The sequence below is a fragment of the Azotobacter vinelandii CA genome (assembly GCF_000380335.1).
GTDB classification, from domain to species: domain Bacteria; phylum Pseudomonadota; class Gammaproteobacteria; order Pseudomonadales; family Pseudomonadaceae; genus Azotobacter; species Azotobacter vinelandii.
The window spans coordinates 2,992,171-3,010,756 of record NC_021149.1 but is presented as its reverse complement, the minus strand read 5'-3'; the positions used below and the strand labels follow the sequence as shown (position 1 = coordinate 3,010,756).

General features: G+C 68.0%; 21 protein-coding genes. 17 read left to right on the top strand and 4 right to left on the bottom strand.

Translation table 11 applies throughout. The features are described from left to right. Nucleotides 1-108 precede the first annotated feature (108 nt). The 3 genes from AVCA_RS13295 to AVCA_RS13285 all read left to right on the top strand — a co-directional run bounded on the left by AVCA_RS13295 (nt 109) and on the right by AVCA_RS13285 (nt 1,712). Nucleotides 109-669 (top strand): gamma carbonic anhydrase family protein, encoded by a 561-nt coding sequence (locus AVCA_RS13295; protein WP_012701476.1) that lies wholly within the window; start codon nt 109-111, stop codon nt 667-669. A gap of 105 nt (nt 670-774) precedes the next feature. Continuing rightward, nucleotides 775-1,134, top strand: a complete 360-nt coding sequence (locus AVCA_RS13290; protein ID WP_236616164.1) for a hypothetical protein — start codon at nt 775-777, stop codon at nt 1,132-1,134. After that, nucleotides 1,128-1,712, top strand: coding sequence for a 6-pyruvoyl trahydropterin synthase family protein (locus tag AVCA_RS13285; protein WP_012701474.1), 585 nt, complete (start codon nt 1,128-1,130; stop codon nt 1,710-1,712). The genes AVCA_RS13290 and AVCA_RS13285 overlap by 7 nt, the downstream gene beginning before the upstream one ends. Nucleotides 1,713-1,736: 24 nt before the next feature. On the opposite strand, the gene AVCA_RS13280 is transcribed toward AVCA_RS13285, so the two are convergent. Next, a complete protein-coding gene (locus AVCA_RS13280) occupies nt 1,737-1,979 on the bottom strand; it encodes a hypothetical protein (protein WP_012701473.1) in 243 nt (80 codons plus the stop codon). A 588-nt stretch (nt 1,980-2,567) separates the two neighbouring features. Here AVCA_RS13280 and AVCA_RS13275 point away from each other — a divergent pair. The 10 genes from AVCA_RS13275 to AVCA_RS13230 are packed head-to-tail and all read left to right on the top strand — an operon-like array spanning nt 2,568 to nt 10,228. Then, complete coding sequence (locus AVCA_RS13275) at nt 2,568-2,948, top strand: response regulator (RefSeq protein ID WP_012701472.1); 381 nt, start codon at nt 2,568-2,570, stop codon at nt 2,946-2,948. A 41-nt stretch (nt 2,949-2,989) separates the two neighbouring features. Further along, on the top strand, nt 2,990-4,696 hold the full coding sequence (locus AVCA_RS13270; RefSeq protein ID WP_012701471.1) for a GspE/PulE family protein: 1,707 nt from the start codon (nt 2,990-2,992) through the stop codon (nt 4,694-4,696). Further along, nucleotides 4,677-5,456: a hypothetical protein gene (locus AVCA_RS13265; protein ID WP_236616163.1), complete on the top strand. Its 780-nt coding sequence runs from the start codon at nt 4,677-4,679 to the stop codon at nt 5,454-5,456. Before AVCA_RS13270 ends, AVCA_RS13265 begins: the two co-directional genes overlap by 20 nt. Nucleotide 5,457: 1 nt before the next feature. Next, nucleotides 5,458-6,000: a hypothetical protein gene (locus AVCA_RS13260; protein ID WP_012701469.1), complete on the top strand. Its 543-nt coding sequence runs from the start codon at nt 5,458-5,460 to the stop codon at nt 5,998-6,000. Beyond that, nucleotides 5,987-6,535 (top strand): GspMb/PilO family protein, encoded by a 549-nt coding sequence (locus tag AVCA_RS13255; protein ID WP_012701468.1) that lies wholly within the window; start codon nt 5,987-5,989, stop codon nt 6,533-6,535. Before AVCA_RS13260 ends, AVCA_RS13255 begins: the two co-directional genes overlap by 14 nt. After that, nucleotides 6,535-7,062 (top strand): hypothetical protein, encoded by a 528-nt coding sequence (locus AVCA_RS13250; RefSeq protein ID WP_012701467.1) that lies wholly within the window; start codon nt 6,535-6,537, stop codon nt 7,060-7,062. The genes AVCA_RS13255 and AVCA_RS13250 overlap by 1 nt, the downstream gene beginning before the upstream one ends. Beyond that, the gene (locus AVCA_RS13245; protein ID WP_012701466.1) at nt 7,059-8,903 is read left to right on the top strand and encodes a secretin N-terminal domain-containing protein; all 1,845 of its coding nucleotides are present in this window, start codon (nt 7,059-7,061) and stop codon (nt 8,901-8,903) included. Before AVCA_RS13250 ends, AVCA_RS13245 begins: the two co-directional genes overlap by 4 nt. Continuing rightward, nucleotides 8,900-9,382, top strand: a complete 483-nt coding sequence (locus AVCA_RS13240) for a type II secretion system protein (protein ID WP_012701465.1) — start codon at nt 8,900-8,902, stop codon at nt 9,380-9,382. Before AVCA_RS13245 ends, AVCA_RS13240 begins: the two co-directional genes overlap by 4 nt. A gap of 2 nt (nt 9,383-9,384) precedes the next feature. Continuing rightward, nucleotides 9,385-9,759, top strand: coding sequence for a type II secretion system protein (locus tag AVCA_RS13235; RefSeq protein WP_012701464.1), 375 nt, complete (start codon nt 9,385-9,387; stop codon nt 9,757-9,759). After that, nucleotides 9,746-10,228 carry a hypothetical protein gene (locus tag AVCA_RS13230; protein ID WP_012701463.1) on the top strand — a complete coding sequence of 161 codons (483 nt, stop codon included), beginning with the start codon at nt 9,746-9,748 and terminating at the stop codon, nt 10,226-10,228. Before AVCA_RS13235 ends, AVCA_RS13230 begins: the two co-directional genes overlap by 14 nt. Before the next feature lie 59 nt (nt 10,229-10,287). On the opposite strand, the gene fabB is transcribed toward AVCA_RS13230, so the two are convergent. Together fabB and fabA are read right to left on the bottom strand one after the other, a co-directional pair. Next, nucleotides 10,288-11,505, bottom strand: coding sequence for a beta-ketoacyl-ACP synthase I (gene fabB, locus AVCA_RS13225; RefSeq protein WP_012701462.1), 1,218 nt, complete (start codon nt 11,503-11,505; stop codon nt 10,288-10,290). Between the two features lie 11 nt (nt 11,506-11,516). Next, nucleotides 11,517-12,032, bottom strand: a complete 516-nt coding sequence (gene fabA / locus AVCA_RS13220) for a 3-hydroxyacyl-[acyl-carrier-protein] dehydratase FabA (protein ID WP_012701461.1) — start codon at nt 12,030-12,032, stop codon at nt 11,517-11,519. A gap of 379 nt (nt 12,033-12,411) precedes the next feature. On the opposite strand from fabA, the gene AVCA_RS13215 reads away from it, so the two are divergent. The 4 genes from AVCA_RS13215 to AVCA_RS13200 all read left to right on the top strand — a co-directional run bounded on the left by AVCA_RS13215 (nt 12,412) and on the right by AVCA_RS13200 (nt 17,194). Beyond that, nucleotides 12,412-13,434, top strand: coding sequence for an NAD(P)H-dependent glycerol-3-phosphate dehydrogenase (locus AVCA_RS13215; RefSeq protein ID WP_012701459.1), 1,023 nt, complete (start codon nt 12,412-12,414; stop codon nt 13,432-13,434). A 23-nt stretch (nt 13,435-13,457) separates the two neighbouring features. After that, entirely contained in the window at nt 13,458-13,928 is a 471-nt protein-coding gene (sixA, locus tag AVCA_RS13210; RefSeq protein ID WP_012701458.1) for a phosphohistidine phosphatase SixA, read from the top strand. Nucleotides 13,929-14,499: 571 nt separating this feature from the next. Continuing rightward, entirely contained in the window at nt 14,500-15,771 is a 1,272-nt protein-coding gene (locus AVCA_RS13205) for a sensor histidine kinase (RefSeq protein WP_012701457.1), read from the top strand. Between the two features lie 4 nt (nt 15,772-15,775). After that, the gene (locus AVCA_RS13200; protein ID WP_012701456.1) at nt 15,776-17,194 is read left to right on the top strand and encodes a sigma-54-dependent transcriptional regulator; all 1,419 of its coding nucleotides are present in this window, start codon (nt 15,776-15,778) and stop codon (nt 17,192-17,194) included. An 8-nt stretch (nt 17,195-17,202) separates the two neighbouring features. Here AVCA_RS13200 and AVCA_RS13195 read toward each other — a convergent pair whose 3' ends face one another. After that, nucleotides 17,203-18,432 (bottom strand): MFS transporter, encoded by a 1,230-nt coding sequence (locus tag AVCA_RS13195; RefSeq protein WP_012701455.1) that lies wholly within the window; start codon nt 18,430-18,432, stop codon nt 17,203-17,205. Nucleotides 18,433-18,586 lie beyond the last annotated feature (154 nt).

The window sequence follows — 18,586 nt, the reverse complement described above, 5'->3', positions numbered from 1 at the left end:
GGCCTCCCGGCGCCATGCCGGCCGCCGTGCTGTTCCGTTCGATCCCGGCGGCACGGCCCCGTGTCGTCGCTACCCCGAAGCGCCATCCACTCCCCAAGGAGCCCCAGCATGATCCGCAAGAATCCTTCCGGCCATCTGCCGGTGATCGCCGAATCGGCCTATGTCGACAAGACCGCGATCGTCTGTGGCAAGGTCCTGATCCAGGACAACGTATTCGTCGGTCCCTACGCGGTGATCCGTGCCGACGAGGTCGATGACAACGGTGAGATGGAGGCGATAGTCATCGGTGCCAATTCCAATATCCAGGACGGCGTGGTGATCCACTCCAAATCCGGTGCGGCCGTCATCATCGGCGAGTACAGCTCGATCGCCCATCGCTCCATCGTGCATGGCCCCTGTGTGGTCGGGGATCGGGTGTTCATCGGTTTCAACAGCGTGCTGTTCAACTGCCGCATCGGCGACGGAAGCGTGGTGCGGCACAACTCGGTGGTCGATGGTCGCGACCTGCCGGACAACTTCTACGTACCGCCTACCGAGCATATCGGCCCGCATACCGACCTCGACCGCTATCCGCCAGTCAGCGCTTCCGCCTCGGAATTCTCCGAGGACGTCGCGCGCACCAACATCGACCTGGTAAGTGGCTACAAGGCTTTGCAGAACGAGTTCTGAAAGGTCCCCGTTGACAACGCTCGCCGCGAGTTCGACGGGCGGTCCGTCGGTCGCCCGTGGCCGCACCGGGAAGAAGTTTCAATTCCGGATTGCATGGAACATCCGATGATTCGTATCTCTCTCCCCCGACGGGACCGTATGCAAATATGCGCGATCGCTCTCCGTTTCATTCCTTACGATCTGGATGTCATCGAGCAGCGTATGCGCGAACTGACCGACAAGGGCTGTGAGTTCATCGAGACGATCAGGAGGCGGGGCGAGGACTACAGGCTGCGCCCGAGCGATGGGATGCGCCGGTGCCCGCCGATATTGCACCGGGTGCTGTTCGGCTCGCTGGAGCGCTGCATCGGCATCCTCATCGAGCACGGCGGCGGTGCGTTTTCGTTGGCGCTACCGCAGGCCGTGGCGCTGAACATCGGCGAGGCGCGAACGCCCGGCCTCGCGGGCGAGGCCATCTTGTGCTGATTCGCAAGCTGTTCAAGTTCGAGAGTGCCCACATCGTGCGCCATTGCACGACGCGGCGCTGTTCCCGGTCGTTGCACGGCCATTCCTACCGGGTGGAGGTGCTGATCGAGGCGGATGCCCTGGATCGTGGCCAGATGGTCTACGACTTCGCCCTGCTCAAGGGAGCGGTCGCCGATTTCATCGATGCCTTCGACCATGCGGTGGTTTTCTGGAGCGGCGACGACCCGGCCTACATCGAACAGTGCAAGCGCTTCTCCGAACGCTGGGTGATGCTGCCGGTATCGCCCAGCGCGGAACAGCTCTCGCGGGTGTTTTTCCGCCTGATCGATGCGGTGCTGGCGAACACGGAAATGGTCAACGGAGAGTCGGGCGTGCGGCTGTACTCGGTGATCGTGCATGAAACCGACACAGGCTATGCCCAGTGTTTTCGCGAGGATGCCGGCAATCCGAGAATGGGCATCATCAGGCTCGAAGAGATCGGTTTTTCCGCGAGGGTCGAGGAAGACTGGGCAAATCCCCGGATGTTCGCCGAATTGCTGGCCAGGGAGCCGTTCGTCAATCGTTCGCCGGGCTCCTGACGGCAGTGCTTCGACAGGAGCGGGTTAGGGTGTGTCATCGCTCCGCCCATCGATTTCCCTGGCGGCCCGTTCGAACCAGGACAGCACGGCGCGCAGGTGCTCGGCGCCATAGGCTGCGGCGAAGCGCCGGGTCTCGTGTTCGTCGGGGTTGCCGAGTATCGCCAGGCGTTTCCGGATGAATTCCTCGGTCAGCGGGATGCCGCATTCGACGGTGATGCAGTGACGCCAGGCGGCATAGCTGTCGGGGATCGCTGGGGTGTTTTTCATGGCGGCTCCGGTTGCATGTACGGGAACGAGGCCGGCGCGCCGGCCCGCGCAAGCTAACGAATGGCCTGGCGAGCAGCGGGGGTACCGGCGCTGACTGAATCCAGCGTCGGTTGGTGGAGAGGGCCCGTGGGAAGGCTTTCCCGGCGTCTGATTCGTTATAGAGTAACGTCGTGATTTTTCAATCGTGCGGTAGTCCGGGGCCCGATCCTTCCTGTCTTCCGTCCGCGTCGATCCGCTCGCTCGCCGTCGTCCTTTCCTGACGCCATGGCGTGAATCGGCCCACGCCGGGCAAGCCTATCGAACGCTCGCCCCGGCGAATGCCGACAAACCGCGACGCCTGCCGCCGGTGCCTGATCCGGGGCCCCGGCCGGGGGCCGTCCGCGGAGAGGCTGGGCGGCCAGCGGCTCCCGGATTGGGGAAACGGTGGTGTTTCCCCGCATTCGGGGTTTCGGTGGGGCAGAAAAATTTCTGCAAAATCAAAATGATATAGATGCACTCAAGACTGGCGCGGGCTGTGCAAGGGGCGAGCCGGTGCGCGTTTACGCGTTTCGGCAATGGGCACGGTTTGTAGAACGGGAGTCAGTCGTCGTGGCGATCAGGAAAGTCTTGCTTGTCGAGGACGAGCCGGTCCTGGCGGAAAACCTCAGGGTTTATCTCGAAACGCGCTGCTGCGAGGTATGCGTCGCCCACGACGGGGCCGGCGCTCTCGCCCTGGCGGCGAGTTTCGGGCCGGACATTCTGGTGCTCGACTACCGCCTGCCGGACATGGACGCCTTCCAGTTGCTCGATACCCTGCACGGCCGCTACCTCGGCGAACGGGTGCTGATGACCGGCCATCCGGGCGGGGCGATCTGCGACGAGGCGGCGCGCCGCGGCATCGTCAACATCCTGCTCAAGCCCTTTCCGCTGGCGGATCTGGGCCGGGTGGTGTGCAAGCCGCAGGTGGCGCGTCGGCTGGGTGGCGAGTAGCGGCGCCGGGCGATGGAAGTCGAATGAGGAGCGTCTTGAAAATGGACAATCTTTCTCCGGAACATGCGGCCGACGGGGCGCCGCGGGATGAGGGCCGTTTCGCGGCGGAGCTGCTGTGCGAGGCCCGCGAGCGCGCGGCGCGCGACGGTGGGCGGGCGCTGGAGGCGCTGGAGACGCTGGCCGGGCTGGCGCCGGAGGCGTTCGTCCGCCGTCTGGGGGCGACCCTGCATTATCCGGTGCTGGTCGGCGAGACCCTGTTCGCCTGCCGTCCGGCATTCGAGCGGCTGGCGCTGGCCCAGGCGCTCAAGCGCGAATTCGCCGTGGTGCGCCTGGACGAGCGCGAGGTCGGGGTGTTCGCCGATCCCTTCGACGACGACCGCCTGGCCTGGATCGACGCCTGCCTGGAGGGCGCGCCGCTGTATCTGGTGCATCCGGCCGACCTGGCCGGCTACCTGGCGCGCCACGAGGAGGCCTTCCAGGCCGTCGAGTCGCTGGGCGCCGACGCCGCCGGGACGGTCGAGGCCGAGGCGGTGGAGAATCTGTCGCTGGCGCGGATCAGCGAGGACTCCAGCGTGGTGGTCAAGCTGGTCAACTCGACCCTCTACGACGCGCTGAAGTTGCACGCCAGCGACATCCACCTGGGCATGACCGGCAACGGCCTGGTGATCAAGTACCGCATCGACGGGGTGCTCAACTCCATCGGCCGGGTGCAGGGCAGCGAGACCGCCGACCAGGTGATCTCGCGGATCAAGGTGATGGCCGAGCTGGACATCGGCGAGAAGCGGGTGCCCCAGGACGGTCGCTTCAAGGTGGGTATCCACGGCCGGCAGATCGACTTCCGGGTGTCGATCATGCCGAGCATCTTCGGCGAGGACGCGGTACTGCGGGTGCTCGACAAGCAGGACCTGGCCGACCGCGTCAGCGGCGTCAGCCTGGAGGCGCTGGGCTTCGAGGAAGCGACCCTGCGCAATCTGCGCCGGCTGGCCGCCGAACCCTACGGCATGGTGCTGGTGACCGGCCCCACCGGCAGCGGCAAGACCACCACCCTGTACGCGATGATCACCGAGATCAATCACGGGGTGGACAAGATCATCACCATCGAGGACCCGGTGGAATACCAGTTGCCGGGGGTGCTGCAGATCCCGGTCAACGAGAAGAAGGGCCTGACCTTCGCCCGCGGCCTGCGCTCGATCCTGCGCCACGACCCGGACAAGATCATGGTCGGTGAGATCCGCGACCCGGAAACCGCGCAGATCGCCGTGCAGTCGGCGCTCACCGGCCACCTGGTGTTCACCACCATCCACGCCAACAACGTGTTCGACGTGATCGGCCGCTTCGTGCAGATGGAGGTCGATCCCTACAGCTTCGTCTCCGCGCTCAACGCGGTGCTCGCCCAGCGCCTGGTGCGCCTGGTCTGCCCGGACTGCGCCGCGCCGGTCGAGCCGGGCGAGGAGGAACTGCTGACTTCCGGGCTGGACCCGGCCGGAGTCGGCGATTTCGGTTTCGTCCACGGCAGCGGCTGCGGGCGCTGCCGTGGCTCGGGCTATCGCGGGCGCAAGGCGATCGCCGAGTTGCTGCTGCTCGACGACGAGATCCGCCAGATGATCGTCGAACGCCAGCCGATCACCCGGGTCAAGGAACTGGCCCGCCGCCGTGGTCTGCGCCTGCTGCGCGATTCGGCGCTGGAACTGGTGCGCAGCGGGCGAACCAGCCTGGAGGAGATCAACCGTGTCACTTTCGCGGGCTGAACGGCGCATCGCCGTGCTCGGCGCCACGCGCCTGGCGCTGTTTCGCCGGCGGCGCGGCGGGCTGGAACTGCTCGGCGGCGCCGAGTACGGCCAGGCCGAGGGACCGGCCTGGAGCGGGGCGGCAGAAGCGCTGGAGCGTCTGCTCGGCGAGCAGGAATGCGGGCGCGGCAGCCTGAGCCTGGTGCTGTCGAGCCGCTTCGTGCGTTTCGCGCTGATTCCCTGGAGCGAAGCGCTTGGCGCACCGGAGGAGCTCGAAGCCTACGCGCGCTTCCGTTTCCAGGAGATCTACGGCGCGCTCGCCGACGACTGGCTGCTGCGTCTGTCACCGGCACCGGCCGGCCAGCCGCGGTTGGCGGCGGCCATCGAACGGGGACTGCTGGAGCGCCTGCGACTCGCCTTGCAGGACGCCGGGCTGCGCCTGCGCTCGGTGCAGCCTTACCTGATGGCGGCCTTCAATCGCTTCGCCGGACAACTGCCGGCGGACGACTTTCTCTTCGTGCTCGCCGAGCCGGGGCGCAGCAGCCTGCTGTTGGCCAGGGCGGGCGAGTGGCTCTGCATGCGTTCACTGAGCGGCAGCGCGGACGATGCGGCGCTGCTCGCGCTGGTCGAGCGGGAATGCGAACTGCAGGGACTGCGGGACACCGCGCGCTATCTGCATGCGCCGGGCCGCACGGCGCCGCCGCCGGCCGGTCTGCAGGCCCTGGAGCTGCCGTGCGCGTCGCCGGATACCTTGCAGGCCATGGCCATGACGGTGAGCTGAGATGCGCCTCCTCGAACTCGATTTCCAGCGCCGCTCCGTCGCCAGCCCGCTCGGCTGGGCGCTGCTGGCCGCCGGGCTGCTGCTGGCCGGCGCGCTCTGGGCGCTGCAACAGCGCGTCGATGCGGAGCGGGCACGGGCCGCGCAGGAGCTGGCCCGGCTGCAGCCGGAGCGGCACGACGAACTCCGCCAGGCGCCGCTGTCGAAGGCCGACGCCCTGGCCCAGCAGGCCAGCCTGGCGGAAATGCGCCGGGTCTCGGCGGCGCTGAACCTGCCGTGGAACGGGCTGTTCGCCACCCTGGAAGGCTTGCCGCTCAAGGATGTCGCCCTGCTTTCCCTGGCCCCGGACGCGCGCAAGCGGCTGCTGCGGATCAGCGCCGAGGCACGCGACCTGGAGGCCATGCTGGCGTTCCACCAGCGCCTGGAGGACAGCGACGGGCTGAGCGATGTGTCGCTGCTCGACCATGAGGTGCTGGTCCAGGTGGCGGAGCGGCCGATCCGTTTCAACCTGCTGGCGACCTGGGAGGTGCCGGATGGGCGTCCATAGGCTGATCCTTCGCGAGCGGCTGCGCCGGCTGGGCTGGCCGGGCGCCGCCGGCGCCGCGCTGCTGGCGCTGGCTGCGGCTCACGGGCTGCTGGTCCTGTGGCCGGCCTGGCAGGAGCGCGAGGCACTGGCCGGGCGTATCGTCGAGACCCGCGAGCGCCAGGCGCGCATCGCGCAGGGGATGGAGGCGCCGCCCCTGGGGCCCGGCCAGCAACTGGTCGACTTCCACCGCCAACTGCCGGCGCAGCCGGCGGCGACTGCCGCCATCGATCGCATCTACGCAGTGGCGCGGGCGGAGAAGCTGTCGCTGGCCCGTGGCGAATATTCCCTCGGCATCGACCCGAAAACCCGTCTGGCGCGCTATCGCATCCTCCTGCCGGTGCGCGCCGGTTATCCGCAGTTGCGCCGCTTCCTGCACAGCGTGATGGCCGAGGTGCCGGCGCTGGTGCTGGAGGATGTCGAGTTCAAGCGCAAGGAAATCCATGAAACCGAACTCGATGGCCGCATCCGCATGACGCTCTATCTGTCGAGGTGGTGATGGAAAGGCGACGACTGCTGGGCTGGCTGGCGTTTCTCGGTGGCGCGGGACTGCTGGCGCTGTTGCCCGAGTTCTTCCCGCAGGAGGAAGAACTCCTGGCGCTGGAGGCGCGTCCCGGCGGGGCGGTCGCCAAGCCCGAGACGCGCTCCGGGGAAGTCCGTCCCGAAGCGCACGGGGTACGCGGCGGGCCGGCGAGCGGGACGCCGGTGCCGCAGGCGGATCTGTTCGCCGCACGCAGTTGGCGCGCGTCACGTCCGGCGTCCGGGAGCGCATCACCGTCGGCGCTCGTGGCGAGGCCGCCGGCCGCGCCGGTGGCGCCGCCGTTGCCCTTCGAATTCGTCGGGAGGCTGGACGACAGTGTTCGCCTCAGGGTCTTTCTGCTGCAGGGGGATCGCCTGCACACGGTGGAGGCCGGCGAGGTGATCGACGGCACCTACCGGCTGGAGAGAATCGCCGACGACGAACTGACCCTCGTCTACCTGCCGCTGAACCAGACCCAGTCGCTGTCCGTGGGAGACAATCCATGACCATCGCAATGCGCAAGGCCGCAGCTGCCTTCTGGTTGCCCGTGCTGCTGGGCGGCGTGCTGCTGTCCGGCTGCGCCGGGCAGCCCGCCAAGGAAGGCATCGCCCTGATCGACCAGGGCCGCTATGAGGAAGGGCTGGTGCAACTGGCCGAGGCCGCGCATCGGGCGCCGGACGACACCGGCGTGCAGATCGCCCTGGCCACCCAGCGCGCGCTGGCGGTCTCCAGGTTGCTGGGCCAGGCCGAAAAGGCGCGCGTCGCGCGCGACAACGAGGCCGCACAGGTCGCCTTCCAGCGAGTGCTGGCCATCGAGCCGGGCAATGCCCGGGCCGCCGAAGGCATGCGCCAGATCGTTCAGTTGCGCAACGTCGCCGAGCATTACCGCCAGGCCGGGCTGGCCCTGAGCCGCGGCGACCTCGCCGGGGCCGAGCGGCTGGTGCGCTCGATCCTCGCCCTGGAGCCGCAGCACGAGGGCGCGCTGGCCCTGCAGGCGGGCATCGAGGGCACCCGCGCGCAGACCGCCGTCGCCTATCCGCAGCTGCGCTCCAGGCTGCAGCAGCCGGTGAGCCTGGAGTTCCGCGAGGCCAACCTGAAGCTGGTGTTCGAGGTGCTGGCGCAGACCGCGGGAATGAACTTCATCTTCGACCAGGATGTGAGCCCGGACCTCAAGGCGACCATCTACGTGCGCCAGGTGCCCATCGAGGAGGCGGTGGACCTGCTGCTGCAGCAGGGCCAGTTGAAGCACAAGGTGGTCAACGAAAACACCGTGCTGATCTATCCGAACACCCCGCAGAAGCTCAAGGACTACCAGGAACTGGTGCTGAAGACCTTCTACCTGACCAACATCGACGCCAATACCGCGCTGAACATGGTCAAGACCCTGCTCAAGACCCGCGACGTGTTCGTCGACGAGCGCCTCAACACCCTGACCATGCGCGACACACCGGACGCGGTGCACCTGGCCGAGCGGCTGTTCCTGGCCCAGGACCAGGCCAATCCCGAGGTGGTGCTGGAACTGGAGGTGATGGAGGTGTCGCGCAAGCGCATCCTCGACCTCGGCCTGCAGTGGCCGAACACCTTCGGCATCCTCGCCGAGGATGGCACCAGCGCGGTGAGCATTCTCGGCCAGTTGCGCGGCATCGATTCCGACCGCATCAACTTCTCGCCGTCGCCGACGCTGAAAATCAACGCCAACGACAGCGACGTCAACACCCTCGCCAGCCCGGTGCTGCGGGTGAGCAACCGCGAGCAGGCGCGCATCCACATCGGCGAACGGGTGCCGGTGGTCAGCGCCACCTCGACGCCCTCGACCCAGGGGCCGGTGATCACCGAGAACATCACCTACCTGGACGTGGGCCTGAAACTGGAAGTCGAGCCGACCATCCACCTGAACGACGAGGTGGCCATCAAGGTGGGGCTGGAAGTGAGCAACGCCACCCAGTTGACGCGCACGGAGGCGGGGACCATCCCGATCCAGGTCGATACCCGCAACGCGGTCACCACCCTGCGCCTGCGCAACGGCGAAACCCAGGTGCTGGCCGGCCTGATGCGCAACGATCAGGGCAAGTCGGGCGACCGCATCCCCGGACTGGGCGATATCCCCGGCATCGGCCGGCTGTTCGGCAGCAACAAGGACACCCTGAGCAAGTCCGAGCTGGTGCTCTCGATCACCCCGCGCATCGTGCGCAACCTGCCGTACCAGAATCCCTACGACATGGAATTCGAGTCCGGCACCGAGAGCAGTCTGCGCCTGCGTCCGGCCGCACTGCCGCGCAAGGCCGGGGCCGCTCTGCGCGGTCAGGCTTCCGAGCCGCTGGCCGCCGCCGGGCTGGAGCGGCCATGAACGACTGGCCGCGGCGCGCGCGCGGCTTCTCGCTGCTGGAGCTGGTGGTCGCCCTGGCGATCCTCGGGCTGCTGGTCGGCATGGCCGCGCCGCTGACCGAAACGGTGATCCGCCGTGGCAAGGAGCAGGAATTGAAGAACGCGCTGTACCGTATCCGCGATGCGATCGACGCCTACAAGGAGGCGGCCGACGCCGGCTTCATCGAGAAGTCCGCCCTCGGCAGCGGCTATCCGCCCTCGCTCGAGGTGCTGGTGGAGGGGGTGCGCGACCAGCGCAACCCCTCGGGCAGCAAGCTGTATTTCCTGCGGCGGATTCCCCGCGATCCCTTCGCCGAGCCGGGCATGAAGGCGCCGGAAAGCTGGGGGCTGCGCAGCTACGACAGCTCCGCGGAGAACCCCCAGGAGGGCGAGGACGTCTACGACGTTCATTCCCTGTCCGGAGGGCGCGGGCTCAACGGCATTCCGTACCGGGAGTGGTGAGCATGAAACGACGGAGCGGATTCACCCTGATCGAACTGCTGGTGGTCATGGCGATCATCGCCAGCCTGCTGACCATCGCCGTGCCGCGCTATTTCTCCAGTCTCGAACAGTCGCGGGAAACCACCCTCAGGCAGAGCCTGGCGGTGATGCGCGATGCCCTGGACCAGTACTACGGCGACACCGGGAGCTATCCGGAGAACCTGGAGACGCTGGTGGAGCAGCGCTACCTGCGTGCCCTGCCGGTGGACCCGATCACCGAGCGCAGCGATCAGTGGCTGCTGTTGCCGCCGGCGGAGGGCATTCCCGGCGGCGTCGCCGACATCAGGAGCGGCGCGGACGGGCGGGCCAGGGACGGCAGCCTGTATGCCGAGTGGTGATCCGGTGCGCGGCCAGCGGGGCTTCACCTACCTGGGCGTGCTGTTCCTCGTCGCGCTGATGGGCGGCGCGCTGGCCGCGGCCGGCCAGCTCTGGTCGACCGCCAGCCGGCGCGACAAGGAGCGCGATCTGCTGTGGATCGGCGACCAGTACGCCAAGGCGCTACGCAGCTACTACCGCAGCGCGTCGGGCGTCGCCCAGTATCCGCAGAGCCTCGAGGAGCTGCTGGAGGACCGCCGGCAGATCAAGCGGCAGCGCCATCTGCGCCGGCTCTACGCCGACCCCGTCACCGGCAGCCGCGAGTGGGGGCTGATCCGCTCGACCGACGGGCGCATCGCCGGCGTCTACAGCCTGTCCGAACGGCGTCCGTTGAAGAGCGCGAACTTTCCGCCGGAATGGGAGCATTTCGAGGGAATGACCCGCTATGCCGACTGGCAATTCGTCGCCGATCCGTCCTTTCGCCAGGAGTAGGGCGCGAAAAGCAGGACGCCCCGGCATAGCGGGGCGTCTGCATGGCGAGTGGGGTGGGCTCAGCCCTGCCAGCGCTTGAACACCAGGGTGGCATTGGTGCCGCCGAAGCCGAAGCTGTTGCTCATCACGGTGTTCAGGACGACGTTCTCGCGGGTCTGGCGGACGATCGGCAGGTCGGCCACTTCCGGGTCCAGTTCCTCGATGTTGGCCGAGCCGGCGATGAAGTCGCCTTCCATCATCAGCAGGCTGTAGATCGCTTCCTGCACGCCGGCGGCGCCCAGCGAGTGGCCGGACAGGCTCTTGGTCGAGCTGATCGCCGGGGCCTTGTCGCCGAACACGTTGCGCACGGCCTTGGCTTCGGCCAGGTCGCCGACCGGGGTCGAGGTGCCGTGGGTGTTCAGGTAGTCGATCGGGCCGTCGACCGTGGCCAGCGCCAGTTGCATGCAACGCACCGCGCCTTCGCCGCTCGGGGCGACCATGTCGTAGCCGTCGGAGGTGGCGCCGTAGCCGACGATTTCGGCGTAGATCTTCGCGCCGCGCTTGAGGGCGTGCTCCAGTTCCTCGACCACCACCATGCCGCCGCCGCCGGCGATGACGAAGCCGTCGCGCTTGGCGTCATAGGCGCGCGAGGCTTTCTCCGGGGTGGCGTTGTACTGGGTGGAGAGGGCGCCCATGGCGTCGAACAGGAAGCTCTGGCTCCAGTGCTCCTCTTCGCCGCCGCCGGCGAAGACCATGTCCTGCTTGCCCATCAGGATCTGCTCCATGGCGCTGCCGATGCAGTGGGCGCTGGTGGCGCAGGCCGAGGAGATCGAGTAGTTCACGCCCTTGATCTTGAAGGGCGTGGCCAGGCAGGCGGAGACGGTGCTGCCCATGGTGCGCGGCACGCGATAGGGACCGACGCGCTTGACGCCCTTGTCGCGCAGGATGTCCATGGCTTCCATCTGGTTGAAGGTGGAAGCGCCGCCGCTGCCCGCGATCAGGCCGACACGCGGATCGGAGATCTGTTCGGCGGTCAGGCCGGCGTCCTTGATCGCCTGTTCCATGGACAGGTAGGCGAAGGCGGCGGCGTCACCCATGAAGCGGTAGACCTTGCGGTCGATCAGCGCTTCCAGGTCCAGGTCGACGGAACCGGATACCTGGCTGCGCAGGCCCATTTCGGCATAGGAGGGGTTGTAGCGAATCCCTGGCCGGCCGGCACGCAGATTGGCGGATACGGTGTCCTTGTCATTGCCCAGGCAGGATACGATGCCGAGGCCAGTGATCACGACGCGACGCATGTGGGTGTCCTTCAGAAGCTGTCGGTAGAGGTGAACAGGCCGACGCGCAGGCCTTCGGCGCTGTAGATCTCGCGGCCATCGACGCTGACCGTGCCGTCGGCGATGCCGAGGATCAGCGAGCGGCTGATGGTGCGCTTGATGTGGATGTTGTAGGTGAGTTTCTTCGCCGTCGGCAGCACCTGGCCGAAGAATTTGACTTCGCCCGAGCCCAGCGCCCGGCCGCGGCCCGGATTGCCCTGCCAGCCCAGGTAGAAGCCGACCAGTTGCCACATGGCGTCGAGGCCGAGGCAGCCGGGCATGACCGGATCTCCTTCGAAGTGGCAGGCGAAGAACCACAGGTCGGGATTGATGTCCAGTTCGGCGACCATTTCGCCCTTGCCGTACTTGCCGCCGACATCGCTGATATGCGTGATGCGATCGACCATCAACATATTGGGGGCGGGCAGTTGCGCATTACCCGGACCGAACAGCTCGCCGCGAGCGCAGCGCAGCAGGTCTTCCCGGGTATAGGCGTGTTGTTTGGTCATGCAGATTCCTCAATGGTCCGTTCGTGAAGGCGGACGAAACGTCTGGTGGCCGCAGGCAACGGGGGTACGATTTCGGCAGCCTAGTCATAGACTGTTGCCTGGCGTTGAAAGTCACAATGCCGAGCACGGTCACCCCTGCCATGGCGTCGTGGTTGGCAGTACTAAGGCATGGAGGCGGAGTGACGGAGGTCGGCCGTAATTGCCTAGTCTACCACTTGTTGAGGAGAGGAAGAGCCGTCGACGGCCCTGGGGGAGTTCGCCTGCGTTTCGAAATGCTTACGCCGGTGCCGCCGCCCGCGCAAGGGCTGGCCGATGATCGGTCGCGACGACCCCGTCCTGTCCGTATAATGCCGCTCCATTGCCGTACTGGAGGAACGAGATGATTGCAAGACAACCCATCGCGGTGCTCGGCGGCGGCAGCTTCGGCACGGCGCTTGCCAATCTGTTGGCGGAGAACGGGCACGTCGTGCGGCTGTGGATGCGCGATCCGGAGCAGGCCGAGGCGATCCGCACCCGGCGGGAGAATCCGCGCTACCTGAAGGGGGTCCGGGTGCTGCCCGGCATCGAGCCGGTCACCGATCTCGCCGCGACGGTATCGGCCAGCGAGCTGATCTTCGTCGTGCTGCCTTCCAGCGCCCTGCGCCAGGTGCTGCAGCCGGTGTCCGCGCTGCTGGACGGGAAGATGCTGGTCAGCACCACCAAGGGGATCGAGGCGCAGAGCTTCAAGCTGATGAGCCAGATCATCGAGGAGATCGCGCCTCGAGCGCGCATCGGCGTGCTTTCCGGGCCGAACCTGGCGCGGGAGATCGCCGAGCACGCGCTGACCGCCTCGGTCATCGCCAGCGAGGACGAGGCGCTGTGCCAGGCGGTGCAGGCCGTGTTGCACGGGCGCACCTTCCGCGTCTACGCCAGCGGCGACCGCTTCGGCGTCGAACTCGGCGGGGCGCTGAAGAACGTCTACGCGATCATGGCCGGCATGGCCGCTTCGCTGGGCATGGGCGAGAACACCAAGAGCATGCTGATCACCCGCGCCCTCGCCGAGATGACACGCTTCGCCGCGCGGCTCGGCGCCAATCCCATGACCTTCCTCGGCCTGGCCGGGGTCGGCGACCTGATCGTCACCTGCACCTCGCCGAAGAGCCGCAACTATCAGGTGGGTCATGCCCTCGGCCAGGGGCTCGCCCTGGAGGAGGCGGTGGCGCGCCTCGGCGAGGTGGCCGAAGGGGTCAACACCCTGCGCGTGCTCAAGGCCAAGGCCGAGGAGCTCGGCGTCTACATGCCGCTGGTCGCCGGTCTGCACGCCATCCTCTTCGAGGGGCGCACCCTGGCTCAGGTCATCGAGGCGCTGATGACCGGCGAGCCGAAGACGGACGTGGATTTCATTTCCACCAGCGGCTTCTGAGCTTCGGCTGCGAGGAGACATCCATGAAACTCTGGCTGCTGCGACATGGCGAGGCCGAGCCGCACGCCCGCACCGACGCCGAGCGCGAGCTGACCCGGCACGGCCGCAAGGAGGCTCGCCAGGCCGCCCTGCACCTGATCGGCCGGCCATTGCCGACGATGCTCTGCAGCCCCTATGCGCGCGCCCGGCAGACCGCCGGGCTGGTGAAGGATCTGCTCGACGGCGCGCCGCGCCTGCGGGTGGTCGACTGGCTGACGCCGGACGTCGATCCGCGCCAGGTCCTCGACCGGCTGGCCGAATGCGGCGAGGCGGAGCTCCTGCTGGTCGGTCACCAGCCCCTCGTCGGCGCGCTGGCCGGCCTGCTGATCCATGGCCACCTGCAGGACCCGGTGCCGATGCAGACCGCCAGCCTGGCCGAACTGGAGGGCGAACTGCCGCTGGCCGGCGCCATGTACCTGCGCGCGCTCCACCATCCGGGCCACGGGCGCCATTAGGGCCTGTTGACGTTTGGGCGTGAGCCGCGTTGCCGCGTCAAATGCCGCCAGGCCGGGCCGCGTTCGGCAAGGCGCGGGTCGCCGGCAATGGTCATTCCCTTGCCAAGACCCGCAACGCCGCATGGCGGCATTTGACGCGCAGCCTGGGCGGCCCCACCCGCAGGGACGGGGCCCGTTTGGCGCAGCACAGCGTCGCTCGTCGTTCATTTGGAATGACCAAACTTCTCTCCTCGTTCCTTGTTCTGCGCCAAACGGGCCTCCGTCGCGGCCTACGCCCAAACGTCAACAGGCCCTAGGTAGGCGCGGGAGCGACGATCGCGAGGGCGCCCGCCTGTCGCGTTTCCATGCTTCGTCCGTTTCCGCCCCGCCGAACGAGGGGGGGGGAATCGGCGTGCCTGACCCGAAGTTGACACATGCGGCCGCTAGGCTGGCGATTTTCGCATGAGCCCCGACGTTCCGGTCGCCGACCGGATTTGGCGGACCCTGGCGATGGGCTCGGGAATCGCGCCATGACCAAGGGGATGAGCCAGTCGGGTTCCAGAAGCATCCTTCTCGCTGGGAGGCGAGCACCTTGGGCGCGGAAATCCCGGAGCGGTTCAACCTGAGCGGATGGTTTTCCCTGGCTGGCCTCGCCGCGATCGCGGCGGTCGCCATCTCGCTGGCCATTTTCGCCGGCCGTTGCCTGCTGATCGAGGACGCCCGGCGCGACGGTCTGCTCATGGCCCAGGCGATCCGCTCGGTCGCCGCGCTGGAGCAGCGCCGTGTCGGAGCGGAGGGTGCCGCCTCCGCGGGATTCCTCGAACCTCTGGCCGGCCTGCCCGGCGTACAGCGGGTCAGCCTGTACGGCCCCGAGCGGATCGTCCGCTGGTCGAGCGAGCCGCGTCTGGTCGGCAGCGGAGCCGCCGATCCGGATCTCGAAGAGGCTTTCGAAGGTGGCGAGACCATCACCACCGGCCGTTTCGGCACGGGCCTGCTTTTCCGGGTCGTGCACTACATCCCGCTCAAGGACGAGGCATCTCTGCTGGAGGTCCGCAAGGCGCCGATCGACTCGATCGCCCGCTTGCGGGAAAGCCACCTGGGCTCCTGGCTGGCCATGGTGCTCGGCGGCCTGCCGATCCAGCTCGGGCTGTTCTGGATGCTCCGGCGGCTCGCGGGGCGACGGTCGCGGGCGGACGCCGGCGAGGCGATGGCGGCCCTGGGCGAGATGTCCGCCGCCGTGGCCCACAGCCTGCGCAACCCGCTCGCCGCCATTCGTTCCAGCGCGGAGCTGGCGTTGGACGTGGAGGACTCGCCGGCGCGCAGGAATATCGAGGACATCGTCGGCCAGGTCGACCGCCTGTCCAAATACGTCAACGAACTGTTGATCGTTTCCCGTCCGCTCTGCGGCGAACGCGAGGCGGTGGACCCGGTCGCCCTGCTGGACGACGTGCTACAGGCCTTCGAGCGGCAACTGCGCGCCGCCGACATCCGCGTCGACTGGCCGGCGCAAGCGGTGCCGGCGGTGCTCAGTCACCGGCTGCTGCTCGTCCAGGCGCTCAACAGCGTGATCGCCAATGCCATCGAGGCCATGCCGCGGGGCGGTTCGCTGCGCATCCGCGTCGCGGTCGATGCACTGGAGCGGCGCCTGCGCCTGACCGTCGGCGACAGCGGCGACGGCATGACGCCGGAACAGATGGCGATGGCCTTCAAGGCCTTCCACACCACCAAGCGCGGCGGGCTGGGCGTGGGGCTAGTGCTGGTGAAGCGGATCATGGAGCGTTTCGGTGGTGCCATCCGGCTGGACAGCCGGGAAAGGCAGGGGACCGACGTGTGTCTGGTCTTCAGGATTGCAGAGGAGAGATGACCGGGTGGAGCACAGCATTCTGATCGTCGAGGATGATGCGACGCTGGCGGGCAACATTCGCACCTATCTGGAGCGCAGGCGCTACGAGGCGCGGGTCTGCGCTTCGGCCGAGGAGGCCCTGGCCGTGCTGGAGGAGCAACGGCCCGATGTGCTGCTGACCGACCATTCGCTGCCGGGAATGAGCGGGCTGGAGCTGGTCGCCCGGGTGCGCGCCAGCGACCCGCGGATCAAGCCGATCGTGATGACCGGCTACGGCAACGTGGAAGACGCGGTGGCGGCGATGAAGGCCGGTTCCTACCACTACCTGACCAAGCCGGTGGTACTGGCCGAACTCAAGCTGCTGATCGACAAGGCGCTCGAAGCCCAACGGCTGGAGCACGCGCTGTCCTTCTACCAGGCGCGCGAGGCCAGGGCGGCCGGGCTCGAGGCGCTGATCGGCGACTCGCCGGTGATGCACGCACTGAAGACGAAGGTGCGCCAGTTGCTGGAGGCGGAACGCCGGATGACCGACGCCGACCTGCCGGTGGTGCTGATCGAGGGCGAGACCGGTACCGGCAAGGAGCTGGTCGCCCGTGCCCTGCATTTCGACGGCGCCCGGCGCCACGGCCCCTTCGTCGAAGTCAACTGCGCCTCGATCCCGGCGCATCTCCTGGAGGCGGAGCTGTTCGGCCACGAGCGGGGCGCCTTCACCGATGCCAAGGAGCGGCGGGTCGGCCTGGTCGAGGCGGCGGACGGCGGTACCCTGTTCCTCGACGAGATCGGCGAGATCGAGCTGTCGCTGCAGGCCAAGTTGCTCAAGCTGCTGGAGGACCGCAGCATCCGTCGGCTGGGGGCGGTCAAGGCGCGCAAGGTGGACCTGCGCATCGTCGCTGCCACCAACTGCAACCTGGAGCGGATGGTGCGGCAGGGCAAGTTCCGCCGCGACCTGTTCTTCCGCCTGCGCATCATCGAACTCAAGGTGCCGCCGCTGCGCGAGCGCGGCGAGGACGTGATCGCCCTGGCCGAGCACTACCTGGCCCTGCACGGCAGGCGCTACGGCAAGCCGGAATTGGCCTTCAGCGCCCGGGCGCGGGCGCTGCTGAAGAATTACGACTGGCCGGGCAACGTGCGCGAGTTGCGCAACATGCTGGAACAGACCGCGCTGCTGGCGACGGGCAGGCTGGTCGAGCCGGCGCAACTGGCGCTCTGCCCGGAGCTGATGGAGAGAGGCGAGCCATGCCCGGCGCCGTTGCGGGAGCCGGGGGCGGCACTGGCGGGAGAGGGGCTCAAGCTGCCGGAGCTGGAGCGCGATCTAGTGCTGCGCATGCTGGACAGGACCGACTGGAACGTGACCAAGTCGGCGCGCCTGCTGGGTCTGACGCGGGACATGCTGCGCTACCGCATCGAGAAGCTCGGGCTGTCGCGACCGGACCGGCGGCACTGATGCCGACGCTACTCCAGCTCGGCCGTCGCCGCTGCCTCCTCGGCTTCGGCGGGCTGGCGGAAGCTGCGCTGCTGCAGGGCCAGGGTCAGGCCGAGGCCGCAGAAGGAAGCCAGCGCGCAGACCAGAAAGATCGGGCGAAAGCCATGGCTGCCGATGAGCAGGCCGATCAGCGGCCCGGCGACGCCCAGGGCCAGATCGAGAAACAGCGAATAGGCGCCGATCGCCGCACCACGGTTCGAGGCCGGCGCGCTCTTCACCGCTTCCACGCCCAGGGCCGGAAACACCAGCGAGAAGCCGAATCCGCTCAGTCCCGCGCCGAGCATCGCCAGCAGCGGGCCGGGCGCCGCCCAGATCAGCAGCAGGCCGCAGGCCTCGACCAGCAGCGAGGCGATGCCCACCCGGTAGCCGCCGAGCCGGTCGATCGCCTGGGCGAACAGCAGGCGGGCGGCGATGAAGCTTAGGCCGAAGGCGGTCATCGCGTATTCCGCCCAGGCCCAGCCGCGGCTGCCGTAGTAGAGGGTGATGAAGGCGGCGATGGTGCCGTAGCCGAGGGTGCCGAGGGCCATGGCCAGGCCGTGCGGAGAGACCCGCCCGAGCACCTCCAGGAAGCCCAGGCGCTCGCCGGCGACCACTGGCACGCCGGCCTTGCGCCAGGCCATGGCGAGCCCGAAGAGGGCGATCAGCAGTACGCTGGCGCCCATGCCGGGCAGGCCGAAGCGTTCCACCAGCCAGACACCGAAGGGCGCTCCCAGACCGATCGCGCCATAGCTGGCGATGCCGTTCCAGGAAATCACCCGGGCGGTACCGGCGATGCCGACCTGGCCGATTCCCCAGGCGATCGCCGAGGAGCCGAGCACGCTATGGGCCATGCCCAGCACCAGGCGGCTGAGCACCAGGATGAGCAGGCTGAGCGCCGGCAGGGCCAGCCAGAGCGTGGCCAGCAGCATCAGCAGGCCGCCCAGGGCGCAACCGGCCAGTCCGTAGACGACGCCCTGCCTGGGACCCGCGCTGTCGATCACCCGGCAGGAAAAGGGACGCACCAGCAGCGTGACCAGATACTGCAGGCCGATCACCAGGCCGGCGACCAGGGTGCTGAAGCCCAGTTCGTGGTGGATCAGCCCGGGCATGACCGCCATGGGGATGCCGATGCTCATGAAGCCGAGAAAGGAGAAGCAGACGATGGAGAGGATCTGCAGGGTTTCGCTCCGTACGGGGGCTGTGGCGTGCGTGCGGGACATGACAGGTTCCGGTCAGGGGAGGTACGTCATCAGATAACTATTTTCGCGAGGGTGCAACCCGCACATGATGCGCTCCCGGGGGCGGCGCCGGAAGCGGCGACGCTGCGTTGCAGAGGGAAATCCTGTGCGCCCGTCGCTCGACGGGCGGGAGCCG

Coding starts and splice junctions, on each gene's coding strand:
- AVCA_RS13295 (WP_012701476.1), top strand. CDS start 109: ATGATCCGCAAGAATCCTTCCGGCCATCTGCCGGTGATCGCCGAATCG.
- AVCA_RS13290 (WP_236616164.1), top strand. CDS start 775: ATGATTCGTATCTCTCTCCCCCGACGGGACCGTATGCAAATATGCGCG.
- AVCA_RS13280 (WP_012701473.1), bottom strand. CDS start 1,979: ATGAAAAACACCCCAGCGATCCCCGACAGCTATGCCGCCTGGCGTCAC.
- AVCA_RS13270 (WP_012701471.1), top strand. CDS start 2,990: ATGGACAATCTTTCTCCGGAACATGCGGCCGACGGGGCGCCGCGGGAT.
- AVCA_RS13260 (WP_012701469.1), top strand. CDS start 5,458: ATGCGCCTCCTCGAACTCGATTTCCAGCGCCGCTCCGTCGCCAGCCCG.
- AVCA_RS13255 (WP_012701468.1), top strand. CDS start 5,987: ATGGGCGTCCATAGGCTGATCCTTCGCGAGCGGCTGCGCCGGCTGGGC.
- AVCA_RS13250 (WP_012701467.1), top strand. CDS start 6,535: ATGGAAAGGCGACGACTGCTGGGCTGGCTGGCGTTTCTCGGTGGCGCG.
- AVCA_RS13245 (WP_012701466.1), top strand. CDS start 7,059: ATGACCATCGCAATGCGCAAGGCCGCAGCTGCCTTCTGGTTGCCCGTG.
- AVCA_RS13240 (WP_012701465.1), top strand. CDS start 8,900: ATGAACGACTGGCCGCGGCGCGCGCGCGGCTTCTCGCTGCTGGAGCTG.
- AVCA_RS13235 (WP_012701464.1), top strand. CDS start 9,385: ATGAAACGACGGAGCGGATTCACCCTGATCGAACTGCTGGTGGTCATG.
- AVCA_RS13230 (WP_012701463.1), top strand. CDS start 9,746: ATGCCGAGTGGTGATCCGGTGCGCGGCCAGCGGGGCTTCACCTACCTG.
- fabB (WP_012701462.1), bottom strand. CDS start 11,505: ATGCGTCGCGTCGTGATCACTGGCCTCGGCATCGTATCCTGCCTGGGC.
- fabA (WP_012701461.1), bottom strand. CDS start 12,032: ATGACCAAACAACACGCCTATACCCGGGAAGACCTGCTGCGCTGCGCT.
- AVCA_RS13215 (WP_012701459.1), top strand. CDS start 12,412: ATGATTGCAAGACAACCCATCGCGGTGCTCGGCGGCGGCAGCTTCGGC.
- sixA (WP_012701458.1), top strand. CDS start 13,458: ATGAAACTCTGGCTGCTGCGACATGGCGAGGCCGAGCCGCACGCCCGC.
- AVCA_RS13195 (WP_012701455.1), bottom strand. CDS start 18,432: ATGTCCCGCACGCACGCCACAGCCCCCGTACGGAGCGAAACCCTGCAG.